Origin of the sequence: Pantoea sp. AN62 (assembly GCF_050432985.1) — a bacterium.
In the GTDB taxonomy this organism is placed as follows: Bacteria; Pseudomonadota; Gammaproteobacteria; order Enterobacterales; family Enterobacteriaceae; genus Pantoea; species Pantoea brenneri.
The window spans coordinates 1-15,845 of record NZ_JBNPYB010000006.1 but is presented as its reverse complement, the minus strand read 5'-3'; the positions used below and the strand labels follow the sequence as shown (position 1 = coordinate 15,845).

Here is a 15,845-nt window from a genome sequence, read left to right as displayed (position 1 = left end):
TCACGATGGCTAAGACTATTAAAATCACTCAAACCCGCAGTGCTATTGGCCGTTTGCCTAAGCATAAAGCCACTCTGGTTGGCCTGGGTCTGCGTCGTATTGGCCACACCGTTGAGCGTGAAGATACGCCTGCAGTACGCGGTATGGTTAACGCGGTTTCCTATATGGTTAAAGTGGAGGAGTAAGAGATGCGTCTAAATACTCTGTCTCCGGCCGAAGGGTCTAAGCACGCGAGCAAGCGTCTGGGTCGTGGTATCGGTTCTGGTCTCGGTAAAACCGGTGGTCGTGGTCACAAAGGTCAGAACTCACGTTCTGGCGGTGGCGTACGTCGCGGTTTCGAGGGCGGTCAGATGCCTCTGTATCGTCGTCTGCCGAAATTCGGTTTCACCTCTCGCAAATCAATGATCACCACAGAGATTCGTCTGTCTGATCTGGCGAAAGTTGAAGGCGGTATCGTAGACCTGAATACGCTGAAAGCGGCCAACATTATCGGTGTCCAGATTGAATTCGTTAAAGTAATTCTTTCTGGTGAAGTTTCTGCACCGGTAACGGTTCGCGGCCTGCGTGTCACCAAAGGTGCTCGTGCTGCAATCGAAGCTGCTGGCGGTAAAATTGAGGAATAAGTAGCAGATGGCTAAACAACCGGGGTTAGATTTTCAAAGCGCCAAAGGCGGCTTTGGTGAACTGAAACGCAGACTGCTGTTTGTAATCGGTGCACTGATTGTCTTCCGTATTGGCTCTTTCATTCCGATCCCTGGTATTGATGCCACTGTACTTGCCAAACTGCTTGAACAACAGCGTGGCACCATCATTGAAATGTTTAACATGTTCTCTGGTGGTGCTCTCAGCCGTGCTTCTATTTTCGCACTGGGTATCATGCCGTATATTTCGGCATCGATTATCATCCAGTTATTAACGGTGGTTCATCCAGCGTTAGCGGAAATTAAGAAAGAAGGGGAGGCTGGCCGTCGTAAGATTAGCCAGTACACCCGATACGGTACGTTGGTATTGGCCATATTCCAGTCGATCGGTATTGCTACCGGTCTGCCGAATATGCCAGGAATGCAGGGCCTGGTGATGAATCCAGGCTTTGCTTTCTACTTTACCGCTGTTGTCAGTCTGGTCTCAGGGACAATGTTCCTGATGTGGCTGGGCGAACAGATTACTGAACGCGGTATCGGTAACGGTATTTCGATCATTATCTTCGCAGGTATTGTTGCGGGTCTCCCGCCGGCCATTGGCCATACCATCGAGCAAGCGCGGCAAGGTGACCTGCACTTCCTTCTGTTGCTGTTGGTTGCAGTACTCGTATTCGCCGTGACCTTCTTTGTTATTTTCGTTGAACGTGGTCAACGCCGCATTGTGGTGAACTATGCAAAACGTCAGCAAGGTCGTCGTGTCTACGCTGCACAGAGCACACATTTACCGTTGAAAGTGAACATGGCGGGCGTAATCCCGGCTATTTTTGCTTCCAGCATTATTCTGTTCCCGGCAACGATTGCATCGTGGTTCGGGGGCGGTACCGGTTGGAACTGGCTGACAACAATTTCGCTGTATTTGCAGCCAGGACAGCCGCTTTATGTGCTACTCTATGCGACTGCAATCATCTTCTTCTGTTTCTTCTATACGGCGTTGGTTTTCAACCCACGTGAAACAGCAGATAACCTGAAGAAGTCTGGTGCATTCGTACCGGGAATTCGTCCGGGAGAGCAAACGGCGAAGTACATCGATAAAGTTATGACGCGGTTAACCTTAATTGGTGCGCTGTACATCACTTTTATCTGCCTTATCCCGGAGTTCATGCGTGATGCGATGAAGGTTCCCTTCTACTTTGGCGGTACTTCACTGCTCATCGTAGTGGTCGTCATCATGGACTTTATGGCTCAAGTGCAAACTCTGATGATGTCAAGTCAGTACGAGTCGGCATTGAAGAAAGCTAACCTGAAGGGCTACGGCCGTTAATTCAGGTGGTTGAGAAGTTACGGAGAGTAAAAATGAAAGTTCGTGCTTCCGTCAAGAAATTATGTCGTAACTGCAAAATCATTCGTCGCGACGGTGTCGTCCGTGTGATCTGCAGCGCCGAGCCAAAGCATAAACAGCGCCAAGGCTGATTTTGTCACATATTTTTCTTGCAAAGTCGGGTTGAGCTGGCTAGATTAGCCAGCCAATCTTTTGTATGTCAGTGCGTTTCCATTTGAGTATCCTGAAAACGGGCTTTTCAGCATGGGACGTGCTTATTTAATTATAGGAGTGCATAGTGGCCCGTATAGCAGGCATTAACATTCCTGATCAAAAACATACCGTTATCGCATTAACTTCGATCTTCGGTATCGGTAAAACTCGTTCTAAAGCCATCTGCGCTTCAACGGGTATTGCTGAAAATGTTAAGATCAGTGAGCTGTCTGAAGAACAAATTGATCAGCTGCGTGATGCAGTTGCGAAATTCGTTGTAGAAGGTGATCTGCGCCGTGAAATCACCCTGAGCATCAAGCGTCTTATGGACCTTGGTTGCTACCGTGGTTTGCGCCATCGTCGTGGTCTTCCGGTTCGCGGTCAGCGTACTAAGACCAACGCACGTACCCGTAAGGGTCCGCGTAAACCGATCAAGAAATAATCGGGGTGAGTAAATAATGGCAAAGGCACCAGTTCGTGCACGTAAGCGTGTAAGAAAACAAGTCTCAGATGGCGTGGCTCATGTCCATGCTTCTTTTAACAACACCATCGTTACTATTACTGATCGTCAGGGTAACGCACTGGGTTGGGCAACCGCCGGTGGTTCCGGTTTCCGCGGTTCACGTAAATCCACTCCGTTTGCTGCTCAGGTCGCTGCAGAGCGCTGTGCAGAAGCGGTAAAAGATTACGGTATTAAGAACCTGGAAGTTATGGTTAAGGGTCCGGGTCCGGGTCGCGAATCAACAATTCGTGCACTGAACGCCGCTGGTTTCCGCATCACTAATATTACTGATGTGACTCCGATCCCTCATAACGGTTGTCGTCCGCCGAAAAAACGTCGCGTATAACGCCCGTTTTTTAGGATAGTTGGAGAAAGAAAATGGCAAGATATTTGGGTCCTAAGCTCAAGCTGAGCCGTCGTGAGGGCACTGACTTATTCCTTAAGTCTGGCGTTCGCGCGATTGATTCCAAGTGTAAGATCGAACAAGCGCCTGGTCAGCATGGTGCGCGTAAACCGCGTCTGTCTGATTACGGCGGTCAGTTACGTGAGAAGCAGAAAGTTCGTCGTATCTACGGCGTGCTCGAGCGTCAGTTCCGTAACTACTATAAAGAAGCAGCACGTCTGAAAGGCAACACCGGTGAAAACCTGTTGGCTCTGCTGGAAGGCCGTCTGGACAACGTAGTTTATCGTATGGGCTTTGGTGCCACTCGTGCGGAAGCACGTCAGCTGGTGAGCCATAAGTCTGTTCTGGTAAATGGCCGCGTTGTTAACATCGCTTCTTATCAGGTATCTCCGAATGATGTCGTTAGCATCCGTGAGAAAGCCAAAAAGCAATCTCGCGTGAAGGCCGCTCTGGAGCTGGCTGAGCAGCGTGAAAAGCCAACCTGGCTGGAAGTTGATGCGACTAAGATGGAAGGTGTGTTCAAGCGTATTCCTGAGCGTACTGATCTGTCTGCGGACATTAACGAACACCTGATCGTCGAGCTTTACTCTAAGTAAAGCTTAGTACCAAAGAGAGGACACAATGCAGGGTTCTGTGACAGAGTTTCTAAAACCGCGCCTGGTAGATATCGAGCAAGTGAGTTCGACGCACGCCAAGGTGACCCTTGAGCCTTTAGAGCGTGGCTTTGGCCATACTCTTGGTAACGCACTGCGCCGTATTCTGCTTTCTTCCATGCCGGGTTGCGCGGTGACCGAGGTTGAAATTGATGGTGTACTACATGAGTACAGCACCAAAGAGGGCGTACAGGAAGATATCCTGGAAATCCTGCTCAACCTGAAAGGGCTGGCGGTAAGAGTTCAGGGTAAAGATGAAGTCATTCTGACCCTGAATAAATCTGGCATTGGCCCTGTGACTGCAGCCGACATTACCCATGATGGTGATGTCGAAATCGTCAAGCCTCAGCACGTGATCTGCCATCTGACCGATGAGAACGCCGCTATCAGCATGCGTATCAAAGTTCAGCGTGGTCGTGGTTATGTGCCGGCTTCTGCCCGAATTCATTCGGAAGAAGATGAGCGCCCAATCGGCCGCCTGTTGGTTGACGCTTGCTACAGCCCTGTAGACCGTATTGCCTACAATGTTGAAGCAGCGCGCGTCGAACAGCGCACCGACCTGGATAAGCTGGTCATCGAAATGGAAACCAACGGTACAATCGATCCTGAAGAGGCGATTCGTCGTGCGGCAACCATTCTGGCAGAACAACTTGAAGCTTTCGTTGACTTACGTGATGTACGTCAGCCGGAAGTTAAAGAAGAGAAACCAGAATTCGATCCGATCCTGCTGCGCCCTGTTGACGATCTGGAATTGACTGTCCGCTCTGCTAACTGCCTTAAGGCAGAAGCTATCCACTACATCGGTGATCTGGTACAGCGTACCGAGGTTGAGCTGCTTAAAACGCCTAACCTGGGTAAAAAATCTCTTACTGAGATTAAAGATGTGCTCGCCTCACGTGGACTTTCTCTGGGCATGCGCCTTGAGAACTGGCCGCCGGCAAGCATTGCTGATGAATAACCCGATCACAGGTTAAGGTTTCACTGAGAAGGATAAGGTCATGCGCCATCGTAAGAGTGGTCGTCAACTGAACCGCAACAGCAGCCATCGTCAGGCTATGTTCCGTAACATGGCTGGCTCTCTGGTTCGTCATGAGATCATCAAGACGACTCTGCCGAAAGCCAAAGAGTTGCGCCGCGTAGTTGAGCCGCTGATTACTCTTGCCAAGACCGACAACGTAGCTAATCGTCGTCTGGCATTCGCCCGCACTCGTGATAACGAGATCGTGGCAAAACTGTTTAATGAGCTTGGCCCGCGTTTCGCGAGCCGTGCCGGTGGTTACACTCGCATTCTGAAGTGTGGCTTCCGCGCTGGTGACAACGCTCCGATGGCATACATCGAGCTGGTTGATCGTCCAGAAGCTCAAGCAGAAGCAGCTGCAGAGTAATCTGTAGTAAAGTAAAAAACCCGCTTCGGCGGGTTTTTTATTGCCCAAAATTTACTACCTTTAGGGCTGAGTAATTCGCTGAGCTGAGGAGTTTACGATGTGGCTGGTTGATCAACTTGCAGAACAACACATTAAAGCCGCGCTGGAAAAGGGCGAGCTGAGTCAACTGCCTGGTGAAGGCAAGCCGCTTCAGCTTGATGATGACAGTCATGTACCACCTGAACTTCGCGCCGGCTATCGGCTGCTAAAGAACGCCGGTTTCCTGCCGCCCGAACTTGAACTGCGTCGTGAAGCGATCGAAGTTAACGATCTGCTACGTCAGCTCGATCCCGCCGATCCGCGTTATCAGGATCAGTGTCGCCGCCTTAACGTTCTTGAGCTCAGGCTTCAGCAAGCCGGCATGCGCACCGATTTTCTGCATGGCGACTATGCCGCCGCTCTTCAGCAACGTTTCAATCAGGAGAAGTAGATGTTCAGGATTGGTCAGTTGGCAAAACTCGCCGACGTCACGCCAGATACCATCCGTTTCTATGAGAAACAGCAGATGATGGATCATGACGGACGTACCGAAGGAGGTTTTCGTTTATACAGTGAAAGCGATCTGCAACGCCTGAAGTTTATCCGCTACGGTCGTAAACTCGGTTTCAGCCTTGAAGCTATCCGGGAGTTGCTTTCAATCCGCGTCGATCCGGCACATCACACCTGCCAGGAGTCGAAGTCGATTGTTGAAAAACGCCTCAATGAGGTCGCGCAGATGATTGCTGAGCTGGAAACCATGCAGCGATCGCTCCAGCATCTGTCGGATGCCTGCTGTGGTGACAGTCACAGTAGCGTTTCGTGCTCAATTCTTGAAGCCCTCGAACGAGGTGAGAGTCTGAGCAGTTAGAGATATTGTTTTTTTCAGCCAAAGGAATAAAGTATCTCGCGATTCCAACAGGAGGAACCATGAGTAAATATCAGCATACCAAAGGGCAGATTCGCGACAATGCGATTGAAGCACTGTTACATGACCCACTATTCCGGCAGCGCATTGAACAGAAGCAAAAAGGGAAGGGGAGTTTTAAGCGCAAAGATAAACATGTTAAGGGACAGATCTGGGAGGCCAGTGATAAGACAGCATCTTATCACTGGCCTTCTGCTTTCAGAGCGAAAAAAAACCGCCCGGCAGGCGGCTTATTTTTTAAACCCGGGTATTTTGCTGCTTCAGCAAATCACGAATTTCTGTCAGCAGGACTTCTTCATTAGAGGGCTTGGCAGCCGGCTTCTCGACTTCTTTTTTAGTATAGAGACGGTTCATCAGTTTGATCGCCATGAAAATGGCAAAAGCGATGATTACGAAGTCGAAGATGGTCTGCAGAAACACACCGTACTGCATCACAACGGCAGGCGTGTCACCGACCGCAGGCTTAAGCACCCAGCTAAACGATTTGAAGTCGACACCACCAATCAGCAGACCCAACGGCGGCATAATAATGTTGGCGACTAATGATGACACGATCTTGCCAAACGCGGCGCCGATGATCACACCCACCGCCAGATCCACCACGTTACCGCGCATTGCGAAATCACGAAACTCTTTGAATAAACTCATACTTATCTCCTTGCCCTGGCCAATGCCCTAAAGTCTAACAAACCCTGCTGTTTTTGCCATCATCCCATGGAATTATGCGGCAGTTTCCCGCTGGGTTAATTCATCAATGATTACGCTGCCGTTACAGGAAAAACGGACTCGGCTGGAACAGACGCTCCACATCTGAAACAAACTTCTTGTCGGTCAGGAACATGATGACATGATCGCCTTGCTCAATGCGCAGGTTGTCGTTGGCAATCATCACATCATCGCCGCGTACTACGGCACCAATGATGGTGCCAGGCGGCAATTTGATGTCATCAATTGAGCGGCCGACCACGCGTGAGGTGGTTTCGTCACCGTGTGCAATCGCCTCGATCGCTTCGGCGATGCCCCGTCGTAGTGAAGAGACGCCAACGATATCAGCTTTACGCACGTGGCCCAGCAAGGCTGAAATAGTGGCCTGCTGTGGCGAAATCGCAATATCGATCACGCTGCCCTGCACCAGGTCGACATAGGCGCGGCGCTGAATCAGCACCATCACTTTTTTGGCCCCCATCTTTTTCGCCAGCATGGCGGACATGATGTTGGCCTCATCGTCATTAGTGACGGCAATGAACAGATCAACCTGCTCAACATGTTCTTCAGCCAGCAGCTCCTGATCTGACGCATCACCATAAAAGACGATGGTGTCCTGCAGATGCTCCGCCAGTTCTGCGGCGCGCTGTGGATTACGTTCAATCAGCTTAACGCTGTAATTTTTCTCCAGCCGCTGCGCCAGACCAAAACCAATATTGCCGCCGCCCACCAGCATGATGCGTTTGTACGGCTTCTCCAGTCGCTGCATTTCACTCATCACCGCTCGAATATTCTGGCTGGCGGCGATGAAAAACACTTCGTCGCCCGCTTCAACAATGGTGGAGCCTTGCGGACGAATAGGCCGATCCTGACGAAAAATGGCGGCTACACGCGTATCGATGTGCGGCATGTGCTCACGCATAATTGAGAGCGGATTACCAACCAGCGGCCCGCCATAATAGGCTTTGACCACCGCCAGGCTGACTTTGCCTTCAGCAAAATTCACGACCTGTAACGCACCAGGATACTGGATCAGACGGTAAATATTATCGATCACTAACTGTTCGGGTGAAATCAAATGATCGATAGGGACCGCCTCAGGAATAAACAGTTTATCCGCATCGCGCAGATAGTCTGCGGCGCGGATCCGGGCGATACGGTTAGGCGTATTGAAAAGTGAGTAGGCGATCTGGCAGGCGATCATGTTGGTTTCATCGGAATTGGTCACGGCGACCAGCATGTCGGCATCTTCCGCGCCCGCCTCACGCAATATCCGCGGATGCGAACCATGACCCTGCACCACGCGCAGGTCGAACTTATCCTGCAGATGACGTAAGCGCGATGCGTCGGTATCGACCACGGTGATATCGTTGTTTTCACCGACCAGGTTTTCTGCCAGCGTCCCGCCGACCTGTCCTGCACCCAGAATGATTATTTTCATCGCTCATCAACGCTCATTTCAATTAGCATCCGTTTTTTTTAACAGCTTAGCGTAGAAGAAACCATCTCCGCCTTCAGACTCAGGAAAGACCTGCCAGCCACTGGCCGGCGCATCCTGCAGCGGTTGTGCTTCAGCATCGGACTGACGCTGCAAAAAGGCTTCAATTTGCTGATGATTCTCTTCCGGCAGGATCGAACAGGTGGCGTATAGCAGGGTGCCGCCAGGTTTGAGAAGTGGCCAGACCGCATCCAGAATTTCGCTTTGCAGCTTCGCCAGTTCAGCGATGTCGCGATCGCGACGCAGCCACTTAATATCCGGGTGACGACGAATGACGCCGGTTGCCGAGCAGGGCGCATCCAGCAGAATACGATCAAACTGGCGTTCGCCGCACCACTGTTGTGGGGTGCGTCCATCGCCCTGCTTCACTTCAGCTTTCATACCCAGACGCTGAAGATTTTCATTCACGCGTTTAAGGCGCTGCGCATCCACATCGACTGCCAGTACCTGAGCCTTGGGAGCCACTTCCAGAATGTGGGTTGTTTTGCCGCCAGGCGCAGCGCACAGATCAAGAATCTGCTCGCCATCCTGCGGCTCCAGCAGTAACGCGCAACGCTGGGCTGATAAATCCTGAACGGTCACCCAGCCCTGGTCGAAGCCGGGTAACTGGCTGACCGGCGCGGGTGATTCAAGACGCAGCGCATCCGGTGCATCTGCGGCGGGATGCGCATGTTTACCGCTGTCGGTCAGCATTGCCAGCCATCCGTCACGGTGGTGATGCTGACGGTTGACGCGCAACCACATCGGCGGACGAAGGTTGTTTGCTTCTACGATCTGCTGCCACTGTTCCGGCCAGGCATGCTGTAACCGCTTTAACAGCCAGCCCGGATGAAGATAACGTTGCGGACCATCCTGAATACTGGCAAGCAACTCTTCTCTCTGACGCTGATACTGACGCAAAACACCGTTCAGCAATCCTTTCAGGCTGGTACGTTTCAGAACCTCAGCACCGGCAACCGTTTCAGCCAGCGCCGCGTGAGCAGGAACGCGGGTATATTCCAGCTGATAGAGGCCGACCATTATCAGATAGTGCAAAACACGCTGTTTACCGGTAAGCGGACGTTCCATCAGCTTACCGATTAAGGCTTCAAGCTGTGGCAGCGTACGTAGCACGCCAAAGCAAATCTCCTGCACTAAGGCGCTGTCTTTGTCGGAGAGTTTTTTCTGCGCCGCCGGTAGCGCCGTATTAAGCGATTCGCCTTTATCGACAACGCGTTCAATGAGCTGAGCGCAGAGGCTACGCAGGTTGGTTGATTTATTCATAGGGTTTTGTCATCAAACAAAAAGCCCGGTGCATGACCGGGCCAGAGAGTCAGTCCAGAAGGGTTCCAGCTTCAAACCATTCCCGGCGCGAGTTGAGAAGATCCTGAGCCGACATCGGTTTTTTACCGGCGGGCTGTAACTGCAACAGATTAAGCACACCCTGAGCGGTAGCCACCTGGATGCCATGCTTATCAGCTCGGATGATTTCACCGGGCTGATGATCGCTGTGGGGCAATACGCTGGCCTGCCAGACTTTAACCGGCTGGTCATCAACCGTGAAGAAGCTCATCGGCCAGGGGTTAAATGCCCGGATACAGCGTTCGAGCTGTTCGGCCGGCAGCGTCCAGTCCAGACGTGCCTCTTCTTTACTCAGCTTCTCAGCGTAATTAGCGAGTGAATCATCCTGCTTTTCGGGCACAGCCTGCTGGCTGGCGAGTAAGCTCAGCGTATCAAGCAAGCCCTGCGGTCCGAGTTGCGCCAGCTTGTCGTACAGTGTCGCGCTGGTATCCTGAGCGGTGATCGGGCAGATCAGTTTATGCAGCATATCACCGGTATCTAAGCCCACATCCATCTGCATGATGGTGATACCGGTTTCGCTGTCACCAGCCCAGAGCGCACGCTGAATCGGCGCTGCGCCACGCCAGCGCGGCAGCAGGGAACCATGCACATTGATACAGCCGAGACGCGGCATATCGAGCACCGCTTTCGGTAAAATCAGCCCGTATGCCACTACAACCATCACATCGGCCTGTAAATCGGCGACCAGCTGTTGGTTCTCTTCAGGTCGCAATGACCGGGGTTGATAAACCGGAATATCATGTGCCAGCGCCAGCGTTTTAACCGGGCCGGGCGTTAACTTGTTACCGCGACCTGCGGGACGGTCGGGCTGCGTGAATACGCCAACTACCTGATGCTCAGAAGCAAGCAGCGCGTCAAGATGACGCGCTGCAAAGTCAGGTGTGCCAGCAAAGATAATTTTTAGCGGGGCAGACACGTTTATCCCTTCTTAGATGCTCAGGAAGCCTGCGCGTTCTGGCGCGCCAGCTTCTCTAACTTTGTTTTGATTCGCTGGCGTTTTAATGGCGACAGATAATCAATAAACAGTTTGCCCTCCAGATGATCGATCTCATGCTGGATGCAAATGGCCAGCAGATCGTTGGCTTCCAGTTCAAAACTGTTGCCGTCACGATCCAGCGCACGAACTTTTACCCGTTCCGCACGCGGCACAAAGGCACGCTGTTCAGGGATAGAGAGACAACCCTCTTCGATACCGGTTTCGCCGCTTTTTTCCAGCAGTTCAGGGTTGATCAATACCAAACGCTCTTCACGACTTTCAGAAACATCGATAACGATGATGCGCTGATGGATGTCCACCTGAGTAGCGGCCAGACCGATACCTTCTTCGGCGTACATGGTCTCGAACATATCATCAACGATACGCTGAACGTCTGCGTTAACTTCTTTGACGGGCGCAGCGATTTTGCGAAGGCGCTCGTCAGGGAAATGTAATACCTGCAAAACTGACATAAATATCCAGATCTGTATTCGGTTAAGAAAAGATTACTACCTCATATTGTAGACTTTTTGAGGGCTGATTGACAGCATTCTGCGGCAGGAAGCAAGCGGGATCAGGGAGCCAGAGATGGACAAAATAGCACGCTACGTACGGCTGGCAGCAGTCAGCGGAATGACCGGCAGACGCTGGGTTGAGATGGCCCATCAACTGGACGCTGCGGGTGACGATCTGATGCTGGCCGGACTGGATGACGCGCAACGCCAGCAGTACCAAGCGCTGCCCGAAAAGCAGGTAGATGAGATCCGACACTGGCTGGCAAACAGTCACCATCACCATCTGCTCACCGCTCTGGATGCCGGTTATCCTGCCCGGTTAATGGAAACCGCACGCTTTCCGCCGTTGCTGTATGTCCAGGGTGATCCTGTGGTACTGAATAATCCTCAGCTTGCCGTGGTGGGCAGTCGTAATGGGTCGCACTATGGTCGTTACTGGTGCGACTGGTTTGCCCAGCAGCTGGCGCTGAGTGGTCTTACCATTACCAGCGGCCTGGCTCGCGGTATTGACGGTGTGGCACATCAGGCGGCCCTTAACGTTGGTGGCAAAACGATGGCGGTGTTAGGCAGTGGTCTTCAGCACCTCTATCCGAAGAGTCACCTGCGGCTGGCCGGCGAGATTGTTGAGCAGGGCGGCGCGCTTATCTCAGAGTTTCCGCTGACCACCATTCCCCATCCACACAATTTTCCGCGCCGTAATCGTATCATTAGCGGTTTAAGCCTCGGCGTGCTGGTGGTTGAAGCGTCGCTGAAGAGCGGCTCACTGGTTACCGCCCGTTATGCACTGGAACAGAACCGCAATGTCTACGCACTGCCGGGCGCATTGGGCAATCCGTTGAGTGAGGGGGTTAACTGGCTGATTCAGCAGGGTGCGCTGCTGGTGGCTCATCCGAATAACATCCTGGAAGATCTGGCGAGCGCGCTGAACTGGTTGCCTGTTACACAATCAGACCAAATTTATTCTGATGTCAGTGACGTTGCTCCATTGCCATTTGCTGATGTGTTGGCTAACGTAGGTGATGATGTTACACCTGTTGACGTTGTCGCTGAACGTGCCGGCCAACCTGTGCCAGTTATCTCAGCTCAGTTGCTGGAACTGGAGTTAGCAGGATGGATCGCAGCTGTACCCGGCGGCTATGTCCGATTGAGGAGGGCATGCCATGTTCGACGTACTCATGTACTTGTTTGAGACATATATCCACAACGAAGCAGAAATGGGTGTTGATCAGGACAGATTGACAGATGACTTGACGGATGCCGGGTTTCATCGTGAAGATATTTACAGCGCGTTGAACTGGTTAGAAAGGTTGGCCGACTATCAGGAAGGGCTGGTTGCGCCAATTTTGCTGGCAAATGATCCGCTCTCTATGCGCATCTATACCGATGAAGAGAGCAACCGTTTAGATGCTGAAAGCCGTGGTTTCCTGCTTTTCCTGGAACAAATTCAGGTGCTGAGTCTGGAAACGCGCGAAATGGTCATCGAACGCGTCATGGCGCTTGAGACCCCTGAGTTTGACTTAGAGGATCTCAAATGGGTGGTGCTGATGGTGTTGTTTAACGTCCCTGGATGTGAAAATGCTTATCAGCAAATGGAAGAACTGCTATTCGACGTCAATGAAGGTATGCTCCATTAAATTTCCTTTCATGCATTCATCGTTATGAGTAAAGCTGCACTCTTCACCGTGCGTAAACAGGATCCCTGCCCCGCTTGCGGGGCAGAACTGGTTATACGCTCCGGTAAACACGGCCCTTTTTTGGGCTGCGCGAACTACCCTGCATGTGACTATATCCGGCCCCTGAAGAGTCAGGCGGACGGACACGTAGTCAAAGTGCTGGAAGGTCATGCCTGTCCGGACTGCGGTGCGGATAAAGTATTGCGGCAGGGGCGCTTTGGCATGTTTATCGGCTGCAGCCACTACCCGGAATGCGGTTACACCGAAACCATCGATAAACCGGATGAAACCACGCTGGCGTGCCCGCAATGCCAGCAAGGTAAGCTGGTCCAGCGACGTTCACGCTACGGCAAAACTTTTCATTCCTGCGATCGCTATCCGGCTTGCCAGTTTGCGGTGAACCTGACGCCCGTGGCTGGCGCCTGCCCCTATTGCCAGTTTCCGCTATTAGTAGAAAAGAAGACGGCGCAGGGCGTTAAACGCTTTTGTGCCAGTAAGAGTTGTGGCAAAGCCATCGCTGAAGAGAACTGAGACATTATGGATAATCAACATCTCGCCGGCTCACTTGAGCATTGTGTAGGTCAACTAAACCGCCAGGCCGTTATCGCCTATCCGACTGAAGCGGTGTTTGGGCTGGGCTGCGATCCAGACAGCGAGTCTGCCGTTATGGCATTGCTGGCGCTGAAACAGCGTCCGGTCGAAAAAGGGCTGATCCTGATTGCTGCTGATTATTCGCAGCTCGAACCCTATATCTCCGATCGCGAACTTTCGGTGATTCAGCGTGAACGGATGTTCGCCTGCTGGCCGGGCCCGGTGACCTTTGTGGTGCCGGTTCCACCGCAGACGCCACGCTGGTTAACCGGGCAATTTGATTCTCTGGCTATTCGCGTCAGCGATCATCCCGATGTGCAGGCGCTTTGCCGCGCGTTTGGTAAACCGCTGGTTTCAACCAGTGCCAATCTTTCAGGCCAGCCTCCGTGCCGCACGGTCGAAGAGGTTAAGCGCCAGTTTGGGGATGATTTTCCGGTCTTATCGGGTAAAACCGGTGGACGGCAGAATCCCTCAGAAATCCGCGATGTCATCAGCGGCGAACTCATACGTCAGGGCTAACTCATGGACCAATTCGCCGTTTTCGGTAATCCCATCAACCACAGCAAATCACCGTTAATTCATCGGGCTTTTGCCGAACAGACGGGGATAGAGCACCGTTATGGGCGGATCTGCGCGCCACTGGAGGGATTTCCGCAGGCGCTGACTGCATTTTTTGAACAGGGAGGGCAAGGCGCGAATGTCACTCTCCCTTTCAAGCAGCAGGCGTGGGAGCTTGCCGATCAGCTCAGCGATCGTGCTGCCCGTTCGGGTGCAGTGAATACCGTGAAGAAACTCAGTAACGGTCAGATCTTTGGTGATAATACCGATGGCATTGGCTTACTGAGCGATCTTCAGCGGCTGGCGATGATCAAACCCGGTGATAATGTATTGCTGGTGGGGGCAGGCGGGGCAGCCCGCGGCGTGATCCTGCCGCTACTGTCAGCCGGGGTCACGATTACCATCGTCAACCGTACCGCTGCCCGGGCCGAAGAGCTGGCAGAGCTGTTCCGGCAAAGCGGCGCAATTGCTACATGTGGCTTTGAGCAGCTGGCAGGCAAAACCTTTGATCTGGTGATCAATGCAACGTCGAGCGGCGTAGACGGCAAAACGCCGCCTCTGCCTGTGACACTTATTCATTCTGAACTGCGCTGTTATGACATGTTCTACCAACGCGGGCTGACGCCTTTCCTGCAGTGGTGCCAGACGCAGGGTGCACGCCATCTGGCGGATGGATTAGGTATGCTGGTGGGCCAGGCGGCGCATGCCTTTCATCTATGGCATGGCGTGATGCCAGAAATTACCCCGGTGATTGCGCAGTTGAAGCAGGCCATGCAGTCATGAATCAGGCAATCCAGTTTCCCGATGATGAGCATTATGACGCAGCACAACAGGCCATCTATTTTCCGGTGCTGGTTAACGGCATGCGGCTGACCTGTGCCATCGGCCTTGAGGCATTAAGATCCCGCTTTGGTGAGGGAGAAGCGATGGCGCTGTTTCAGCACCATCGCTGGGATTTGGAAGAGGAAGCCGAAGCGGCTATCCGTCAGGACGAGGTCGATACTCAGGGCTGGGTCTGGTTGTCTGCGCCAAGGTAATCATTTTTCCAGCTGACATAGTTGCTGGCCGAGTAGCGTAACCCTTCTTTTTCCTGCTCATTGAGCGGACGGACTTGCCTGACCGGACTGCCGAGATATAGATAGCCGCTCTCCAGTCGTTTACCCGGCGGCACCAGACTTCCGGCACCAATCATCACCTCTTCTTCTACTATTACACCATCCAGCAGGATTGACCCCATGCCGATCAGTACACGATCGCCAATGGTGCAGCCGTGCAGCATCGCTTTATGTCCTACCGTGACTTCCTGGCCAATAATAAGCGGAAAGCCTTGCGGGTTGGACGCCGACTTATGGGTAACGTGCAGTACGCTGCCATCCTGAATATTGCTACGGGCACCAATGCGAACCTGGTTCACGTCGCCGCGAATCGCGACCAGCGGCCAGATACTGACATCATCTTCCATAATGACGTCACCGACGACGACACTACTTGGATCGACCATAACGCGCTGGCCGGTTTGCGGGAAGAGATGTTTATACGGGCGAAGGGGGGAAGTCATCATGTTCTCCTTTATGCTGAATTCATTGCAGCCTGATGCGATTTCAGGCAGCTGACAAGCCTATTCTGGCTTGGATCGCTGGCGATCTCACCAATCTGGATCATTTATAACCACTCAGAAAAAAGATCCAAAAAAAGGGTTGTGCTATGAAGCGGGATCCCTATAATGCGCCTCCATCGACACGGAACAACGGCTTACCGGCCGCCGGGTTGAGAGGCACAGGAGACTGCGCCGCCGGAGAAAAATTTCTGAAAAAGAAGTTGACTCTGAGGGAGGGAAGCGTAATATACGCCACCTCGCGACAGACGGTTAACCCGCTGCTCGCACTGCTCTTTAACAATTTATCAGACAATCTGTGTGGGCACTCGCAGG

At 52.5% G+C, this 15,845-nt stretch carries 24 protein-coding genes; 18 read left to right on the top strand and 6 right to left on the bottom strand.

Translation table 11 applies throughout. From position 1 onward, the window contains the following. Nucleotides 1-5 precede the first annotated feature (5 nt). The 12 genes from rpmD to FHW04_RS08445 all read left to right on the top strand — a co-directional run bounded on the left by rpmD (nucleotide 6) and on the right by FHW04_RS08445 (nucleotide 6,360). Nucleotides 6-185 (top strand): 50S ribosomal protein L30, encoded by a 180-nt coding sequence (gene rpmD / locus FHW04_RS08500; RefSeq protein ID WP_031376672.1) that lies wholly within the window; start codon nucleotides 6-8, stop codon nucleotides 183-185. A 3-nt stretch (nucleotides 186-188) separates the two neighbouring features. After that, complete coding sequence (rplO, locus tag FHW04_RS08495; RefSeq protein ID WP_031376671.1) at nucleotides 189-623, top strand: 50S ribosomal protein L15; 435 nt, start codon at nucleotides 189-191, stop codon at nucleotides 621-623. A gap of 7 nt (nucleotides 624-630) precedes the next feature. After that, on the top strand, nucleotides 631-1,962 hold the full coding sequence (secY, locus tag FHW04_RS08490; protein WP_003850175.1) for a preprotein translocase subunit SecY: 1,332 nt from the start codon (nucleotides 631-633) through the stop codon (nucleotides 1,960-1,962). A gap of 32 nt (nucleotides 1,963-1,994) precedes the next feature. Beyond that, nucleotides 1,995-2,111, top strand: coding sequence for a 50S ribosomal protein L36 (gene rpmJ / locus FHW04_RS08485; RefSeq protein ID WP_004160566.1), 117 nt, complete (start codon nucleotides 1,995-1,997; stop codon nucleotides 2,109-2,111). 146 nt (nucleotides 2,112-2,257) lie between these two features. Beyond that, a complete protein-coding gene (gene rpsM, locus FHW04_RS08480; RefSeq protein ID WP_003850176.1) occupies nucleotides 2,258-2,614 on the top strand; it encodes a 30S ribosomal protein S13 in 357 nt (118 codons plus the stop codon). Nucleotides 2,615-2,630: 16 nt separating this feature from the next. Beyond that, entirely contained in the window at nucleotides 2,631-3,020 is a 390-nt protein-coding gene (gene rpsK, locus FHW04_RS08475; protein WP_004160563.1) for a 30S ribosomal protein S11, read from the top strand. A gap of 32 nt (nucleotides 3,021-3,052) precedes the next feature. After that, nucleotides 3,053-3,673 (top strand): 30S ribosomal protein S4, encoded by a 621-nt coding sequence (rpsD, locus tag FHW04_RS08470; RefSeq protein WP_008927131.1) that lies wholly within the window; start codon nucleotides 3,053-3,055, stop codon nucleotides 3,671-3,673. Between the two features lie 25 nt (nucleotides 3,674-3,698). Then, the gene (locus tag FHW04_RS08465) at nucleotides 3,699-4,688 is read left to right on the top strand and encodes a DNA-directed RNA polymerase subunit alpha (protein ID WP_003850179.1); all 990 of its coding nucleotides are present in this window, start codon (nucleotides 3,699-3,701) and stop codon (nucleotides 4,686-4,688) included. Between the two features lie 40 nt (nucleotides 4,689-4,728). Beyond that, complete coding sequence (gene rplQ / locus FHW04_RS08460; RefSeq protein WP_009087575.1) at nucleotides 4,729-5,115, top strand: 50S ribosomal protein L17; 387 nt, start codon at nucleotides 4,729-4,731, stop codon at nucleotides 5,113-5,115. A 97-nt stretch (nucleotides 5,116-5,212) separates the two neighbouring features. Further along, nucleotides 5,213-5,584: a DUF1992 domain-containing protein gene (locus FHW04_RS08455; RefSeq protein ID WP_069729817.1), complete on the top strand. Its 372-nt coding sequence runs from the start codon at nucleotides 5,213-5,215 to the stop codon at nucleotides 5,582-5,584. Further along, nucleotides 5,585-6,001, top strand: a complete 417-nt coding sequence (gene zntR / locus FHW04_RS08450) for a Zn(2+)-responsive transcriptional regulator (protein ID WP_031376668.1) — start codon at nucleotides 5,585-5,587, stop codon at nucleotides 5,999-6,001. Nucleotides 6,002-6,060: 59 nt separating this feature from the next. After that, complete coding sequence (locus FHW04_RS08445; RefSeq protein ID WP_094106347.1) at nucleotides 6,061-6,360, top strand: alternative ribosome-rescue factor A; 300 nt, start codon at nucleotides 6,061-6,063, stop codon at nucleotides 6,358-6,360. Here the strand turns inward: FHW04_RS08445 and mscL are convergent. The 5 genes from mscL to def form a co-directional block, all read right to left on the bottom strand. Beyond that, nucleotides 6,296-6,706, bottom strand: coding sequence for a large-conductance mechanosensitive channel protein MscL (gene mscL, locus FHW04_RS08440; protein ID WP_031376667.1), 411 nt, complete (start codon nucleotides 6,704-6,706; stop codon nucleotides 6,296-6,298). The two genes, FHW04_RS08445 and mscL, sit on opposite strands and share 65 nt — an antisense overlap. 121 nt (nucleotides 6,707-6,827) lie before the next feature. Further along, nucleotides 6,828-8,204 carry a Trk system potassium transporter TrkA gene (gene trkA, locus FHW04_RS08435; RefSeq protein ID WP_031376666.1) on the bottom strand — a complete coding sequence of 459 codons (1,377 nt, stop codon included), beginning with the start codon at nucleotides 8,202-8,204 and terminating at the stop codon, nucleotides 6,828-6,830. Nucleotides 8,205-8,222: 18 nt separating this feature from the next. Continuing rightward, nucleotides 8,223-9,524: a 16S rRNA (cytosine(967)-C(5))-methyltransferase RsmB gene (rsmB, locus tag FHW04_RS08430; RefSeq protein ID WP_094106348.1), complete on the bottom strand. Its 1,302-nt coding sequence runs from the start codon at nucleotides 9,522-9,524 to the stop codon at nucleotides 8,223-8,225. Between the two features lie 49 nt (nucleotides 9,525-9,573). Beyond that, nucleotides 9,574-10,518 (bottom strand): methionyl-tRNA formyltransferase, encoded by a 945-nt coding sequence (gene fmt / locus FHW04_RS08425; protein ID WP_089562547.1) that lies wholly within the window; start codon nucleotides 10,516-10,518, stop codon nucleotides 9,574-9,576. Nucleotides 10,519-10,538: 20 nt separating this feature from the next. Next, entirely contained in the window at nucleotides 10,539-11,051 is a 513-nt protein-coding gene (gene def / locus FHW04_RS08420; RefSeq protein ID WP_031376664.1) for a peptide deformylase, read from the bottom strand. Between the two features lie 115 nt (nucleotides 11,052-11,166). Between def and dprA the strand changes: the two genes are divergently transcribed. Genes dprA through FHW04_RS08390 form a run of 6 tightly spaced genes read left to right on the top strand, consistent with a single transcriptional unit; the run spans nucleotide 11,167 to nucleotide 14,952 of the window. Then, complete coding sequence (gene dprA / locus FHW04_RS08415; RefSeq protein WP_031376663.1) at nucleotides 11,167-12,282, top strand: DNA-protecting protein DprA; 1,116 nt, start codon at nucleotides 11,167-11,169, stop codon at nucleotides 12,280-12,282. Further along, the gene (smg, locus tag FHW04_RS08410) at nucleotides 12,254-12,727 is read left to right on the top strand and encodes a DUF494 family protein Smg (RefSeq protein ID WP_089562546.1); all 474 of its coding nucleotides are present in this window, start codon (nucleotides 12,254-12,256) and stop codon (nucleotides 12,725-12,727) included. The genes dprA and smg overlap by 29 nt, the downstream gene beginning before the upstream one ends. Nucleotides 12,728-12,751: 24 nt before the next feature. Then, the gene (locus FHW04_RS08405; protein WP_089562545.1) at nucleotides 12,752-13,297 is read left to right on the top strand and encodes a DNA topoisomerase family protein; all 546 of its coding nucleotides are present in this window, start codon (nucleotides 12,752-12,754) and stop codon (nucleotides 13,295-13,297) included. A gap of 6 nt (nucleotides 13,298-13,303) precedes the next feature. Further along, nucleotides 13,304-13,876, top strand: coding sequence for an L-threonylcarbamoyladenylate synthase type 1 TsaC (tsaC, locus tag FHW04_RS08400; RefSeq protein ID WP_046289655.1), 573 nt, complete (start codon nucleotides 13,304-13,306; stop codon nucleotides 13,874-13,876). A gap of 3 nt (nucleotides 13,877-13,879) precedes the next feature. Beyond that, entirely contained in the window at nucleotides 13,880-14,698 is an 819-nt protein-coding gene (gene aroE, locus FHW04_RS08395) for a shikimate dehydrogenase (RefSeq protein WP_089562544.1), read from the top strand. After that, a complete protein-coding gene (locus FHW04_RS08390) occupies nucleotides 14,695-14,952 on the top strand; it encodes a DUF1488 domain-containing protein (RefSeq protein WP_089562543.1) in 258 nt (85 codons plus the stop codon). The genes aroE and FHW04_RS08390 overlap by 4 nt, the downstream gene beginning before the upstream one ends. Here the strand turns inward: FHW04_RS08390 and FHW04_RS08385 are convergent. Continuing rightward, the gene (locus tag FHW04_RS08385; protein ID WP_031377658.1) at nucleotides 14,919-15,473 is read right to left on the bottom strand and encodes a gamma carbonic anhydrase family protein; all 555 of its coding nucleotides are present in this window, start codon (nucleotides 15,471-15,473) and stop codon (nucleotides 14,919-14,921) included. The two genes, FHW04_RS08390 and FHW04_RS08385, sit on opposite strands and share 34 nt — an antisense overlap. Nucleotides 15,474-15,845 lie beyond the last annotated feature (372 nt).

Excerpts from the sequence above, each read along its gene's own strand:
- rpmD (WP_031376672.1), top strand. The coding sequence starts at position 6 with ATGGCTAAGACTATTAAAATCACTCAAACCCGCAGTGCTATTGGCCGT.
- rplO (WP_031376671.1), top strand. The coding sequence starts at position 189 with ATGCGTCTAAATACTCTGTCTCCGGCCGAAGGGTCTAAGCACGCGAGC.
- secY (WP_003850175.1), top strand. The coding sequence starts at position 631 with ATGGCTAAACAACCGGGGTTAGATTTTCAAAGCGCCAAAGGCGGCTTT.
- rpmJ (WP_004160566.1), top strand. The coding sequence starts at position 1,995 with ATGAAAGTTCGTGCTTCCGTCAAGAAATTATGTCGTAACTGCAAAATC.
- rpsK (WP_004160563.1), top strand. The coding sequence starts at position 2,631 with ATGGCAAAGGCACCAGTTCGTGCACGTAAGCGTGTAAGAAAACAAGTC.
- rpsD (WP_008927131.1), top strand. The coding sequence starts at position 3,053 with ATGGCAAGATATTTGGGTCCTAAGCTCAAGCTGAGCCGTCGTGAGGGC.
- FHW04_RS08465 (WP_003850179.1), top strand. The coding sequence starts at position 3,699 with ATGCAGGGTTCTGTGACAGAGTTTCTAAAACCGCGCCTGGTAGATATC.
- rplQ (WP_009087575.1), top strand. The coding sequence starts at position 4,729 with ATGCGCCATCGTAAGAGTGGTCGTCAACTGAACCGCAACAGCAGCCAT.
- FHW04_RS08455 (WP_069729817.1), top strand. The coding sequence starts at position 5,213 with ATGTGGCTGGTTGATCAACTTGCAGAACAACACATTAAAGCCGCGCTG.
- zntR (WP_031376668.1), top strand. The coding sequence starts at position 5,585 with ATGTTCAGGATTGGTCAGTTGGCAAAACTCGCCGACGTCACGCCAGAT.
- FHW04_RS08445 (WP_094106347.1), top strand. The coding sequence starts at position 6,061 with ATGAGTAAATATCAGCATACCAAAGGGCAGATTCGCGACAATGCGATT.
- mscL (WP_031376667.1), bottom strand. The coding sequence starts at position 6,706 with ATGAGTTTATTCAAAGAGTTTCGTGATTTCGCAATGCGCGGTAACGTG.
- trkA (WP_031376666.1), bottom strand. The coding sequence starts at position 8,204 with ATGAAAATAATCATTCTGGGTGCAGGACAGGTCGGCGGGACGCTGGCA.
- rsmB (WP_094106348.1), bottom strand. The coding sequence starts at position 9,524 with ATGAATAAATCAACCAACCTGCGTAGCCTCTGCGCTCAGCTCATTGAA.
- def (WP_031376664.1), bottom strand. The coding sequence starts at position 11,051 with ATGTCAGTTTTGCAGGTATTACATTTCCCTGACGAGCGCCTTCGCAAA.
- dprA (WP_031376663.1), top strand. The coding sequence starts at position 11,167 with ATGGACAAAATAGCACGCTACGTACGGCTGGCAGCAGTCAGCGGAATG.
- smg (WP_089562546.1), top strand. The coding sequence starts at position 12,254 with ATGTTCGACGTACTCATGTACTTGTTTGAGACATATATCCACAACGAA.
- FHW04_RS08405 (WP_089562545.1), top strand. The coding sequence starts at position 12,752 with ATGAGTAAAGCTGCACTCTTCACCGTGCGTAAACAGGATCCCTGCCCC.
- tsaC (WP_046289655.1), top strand. The coding sequence starts at position 13,304 with ATGGATAATCAACATCTCGCCGGCTCACTTGAGCATTGTGTAGGTCAA.
- aroE (WP_089562544.1), top strand. The coding sequence starts at position 13,880 with ATGGACCAATTCGCCGTTTTCGGTAATCCCATCAACCACAGCAAATCA.
- FHW04_RS08390 (WP_089562543.1), top strand. The coding sequence starts at position 14,695 with ATGAATCAGGCAATCCAGTTTCCCGATGATGAGCATTATGACGCAGCA.
- FHW04_RS08385 (WP_031377658.1), bottom strand. The coding sequence starts at position 15,473 with ATGACTTCCCCCCTTCGCCCGTATAAACATCTCTTCCCGCAAACCGGC.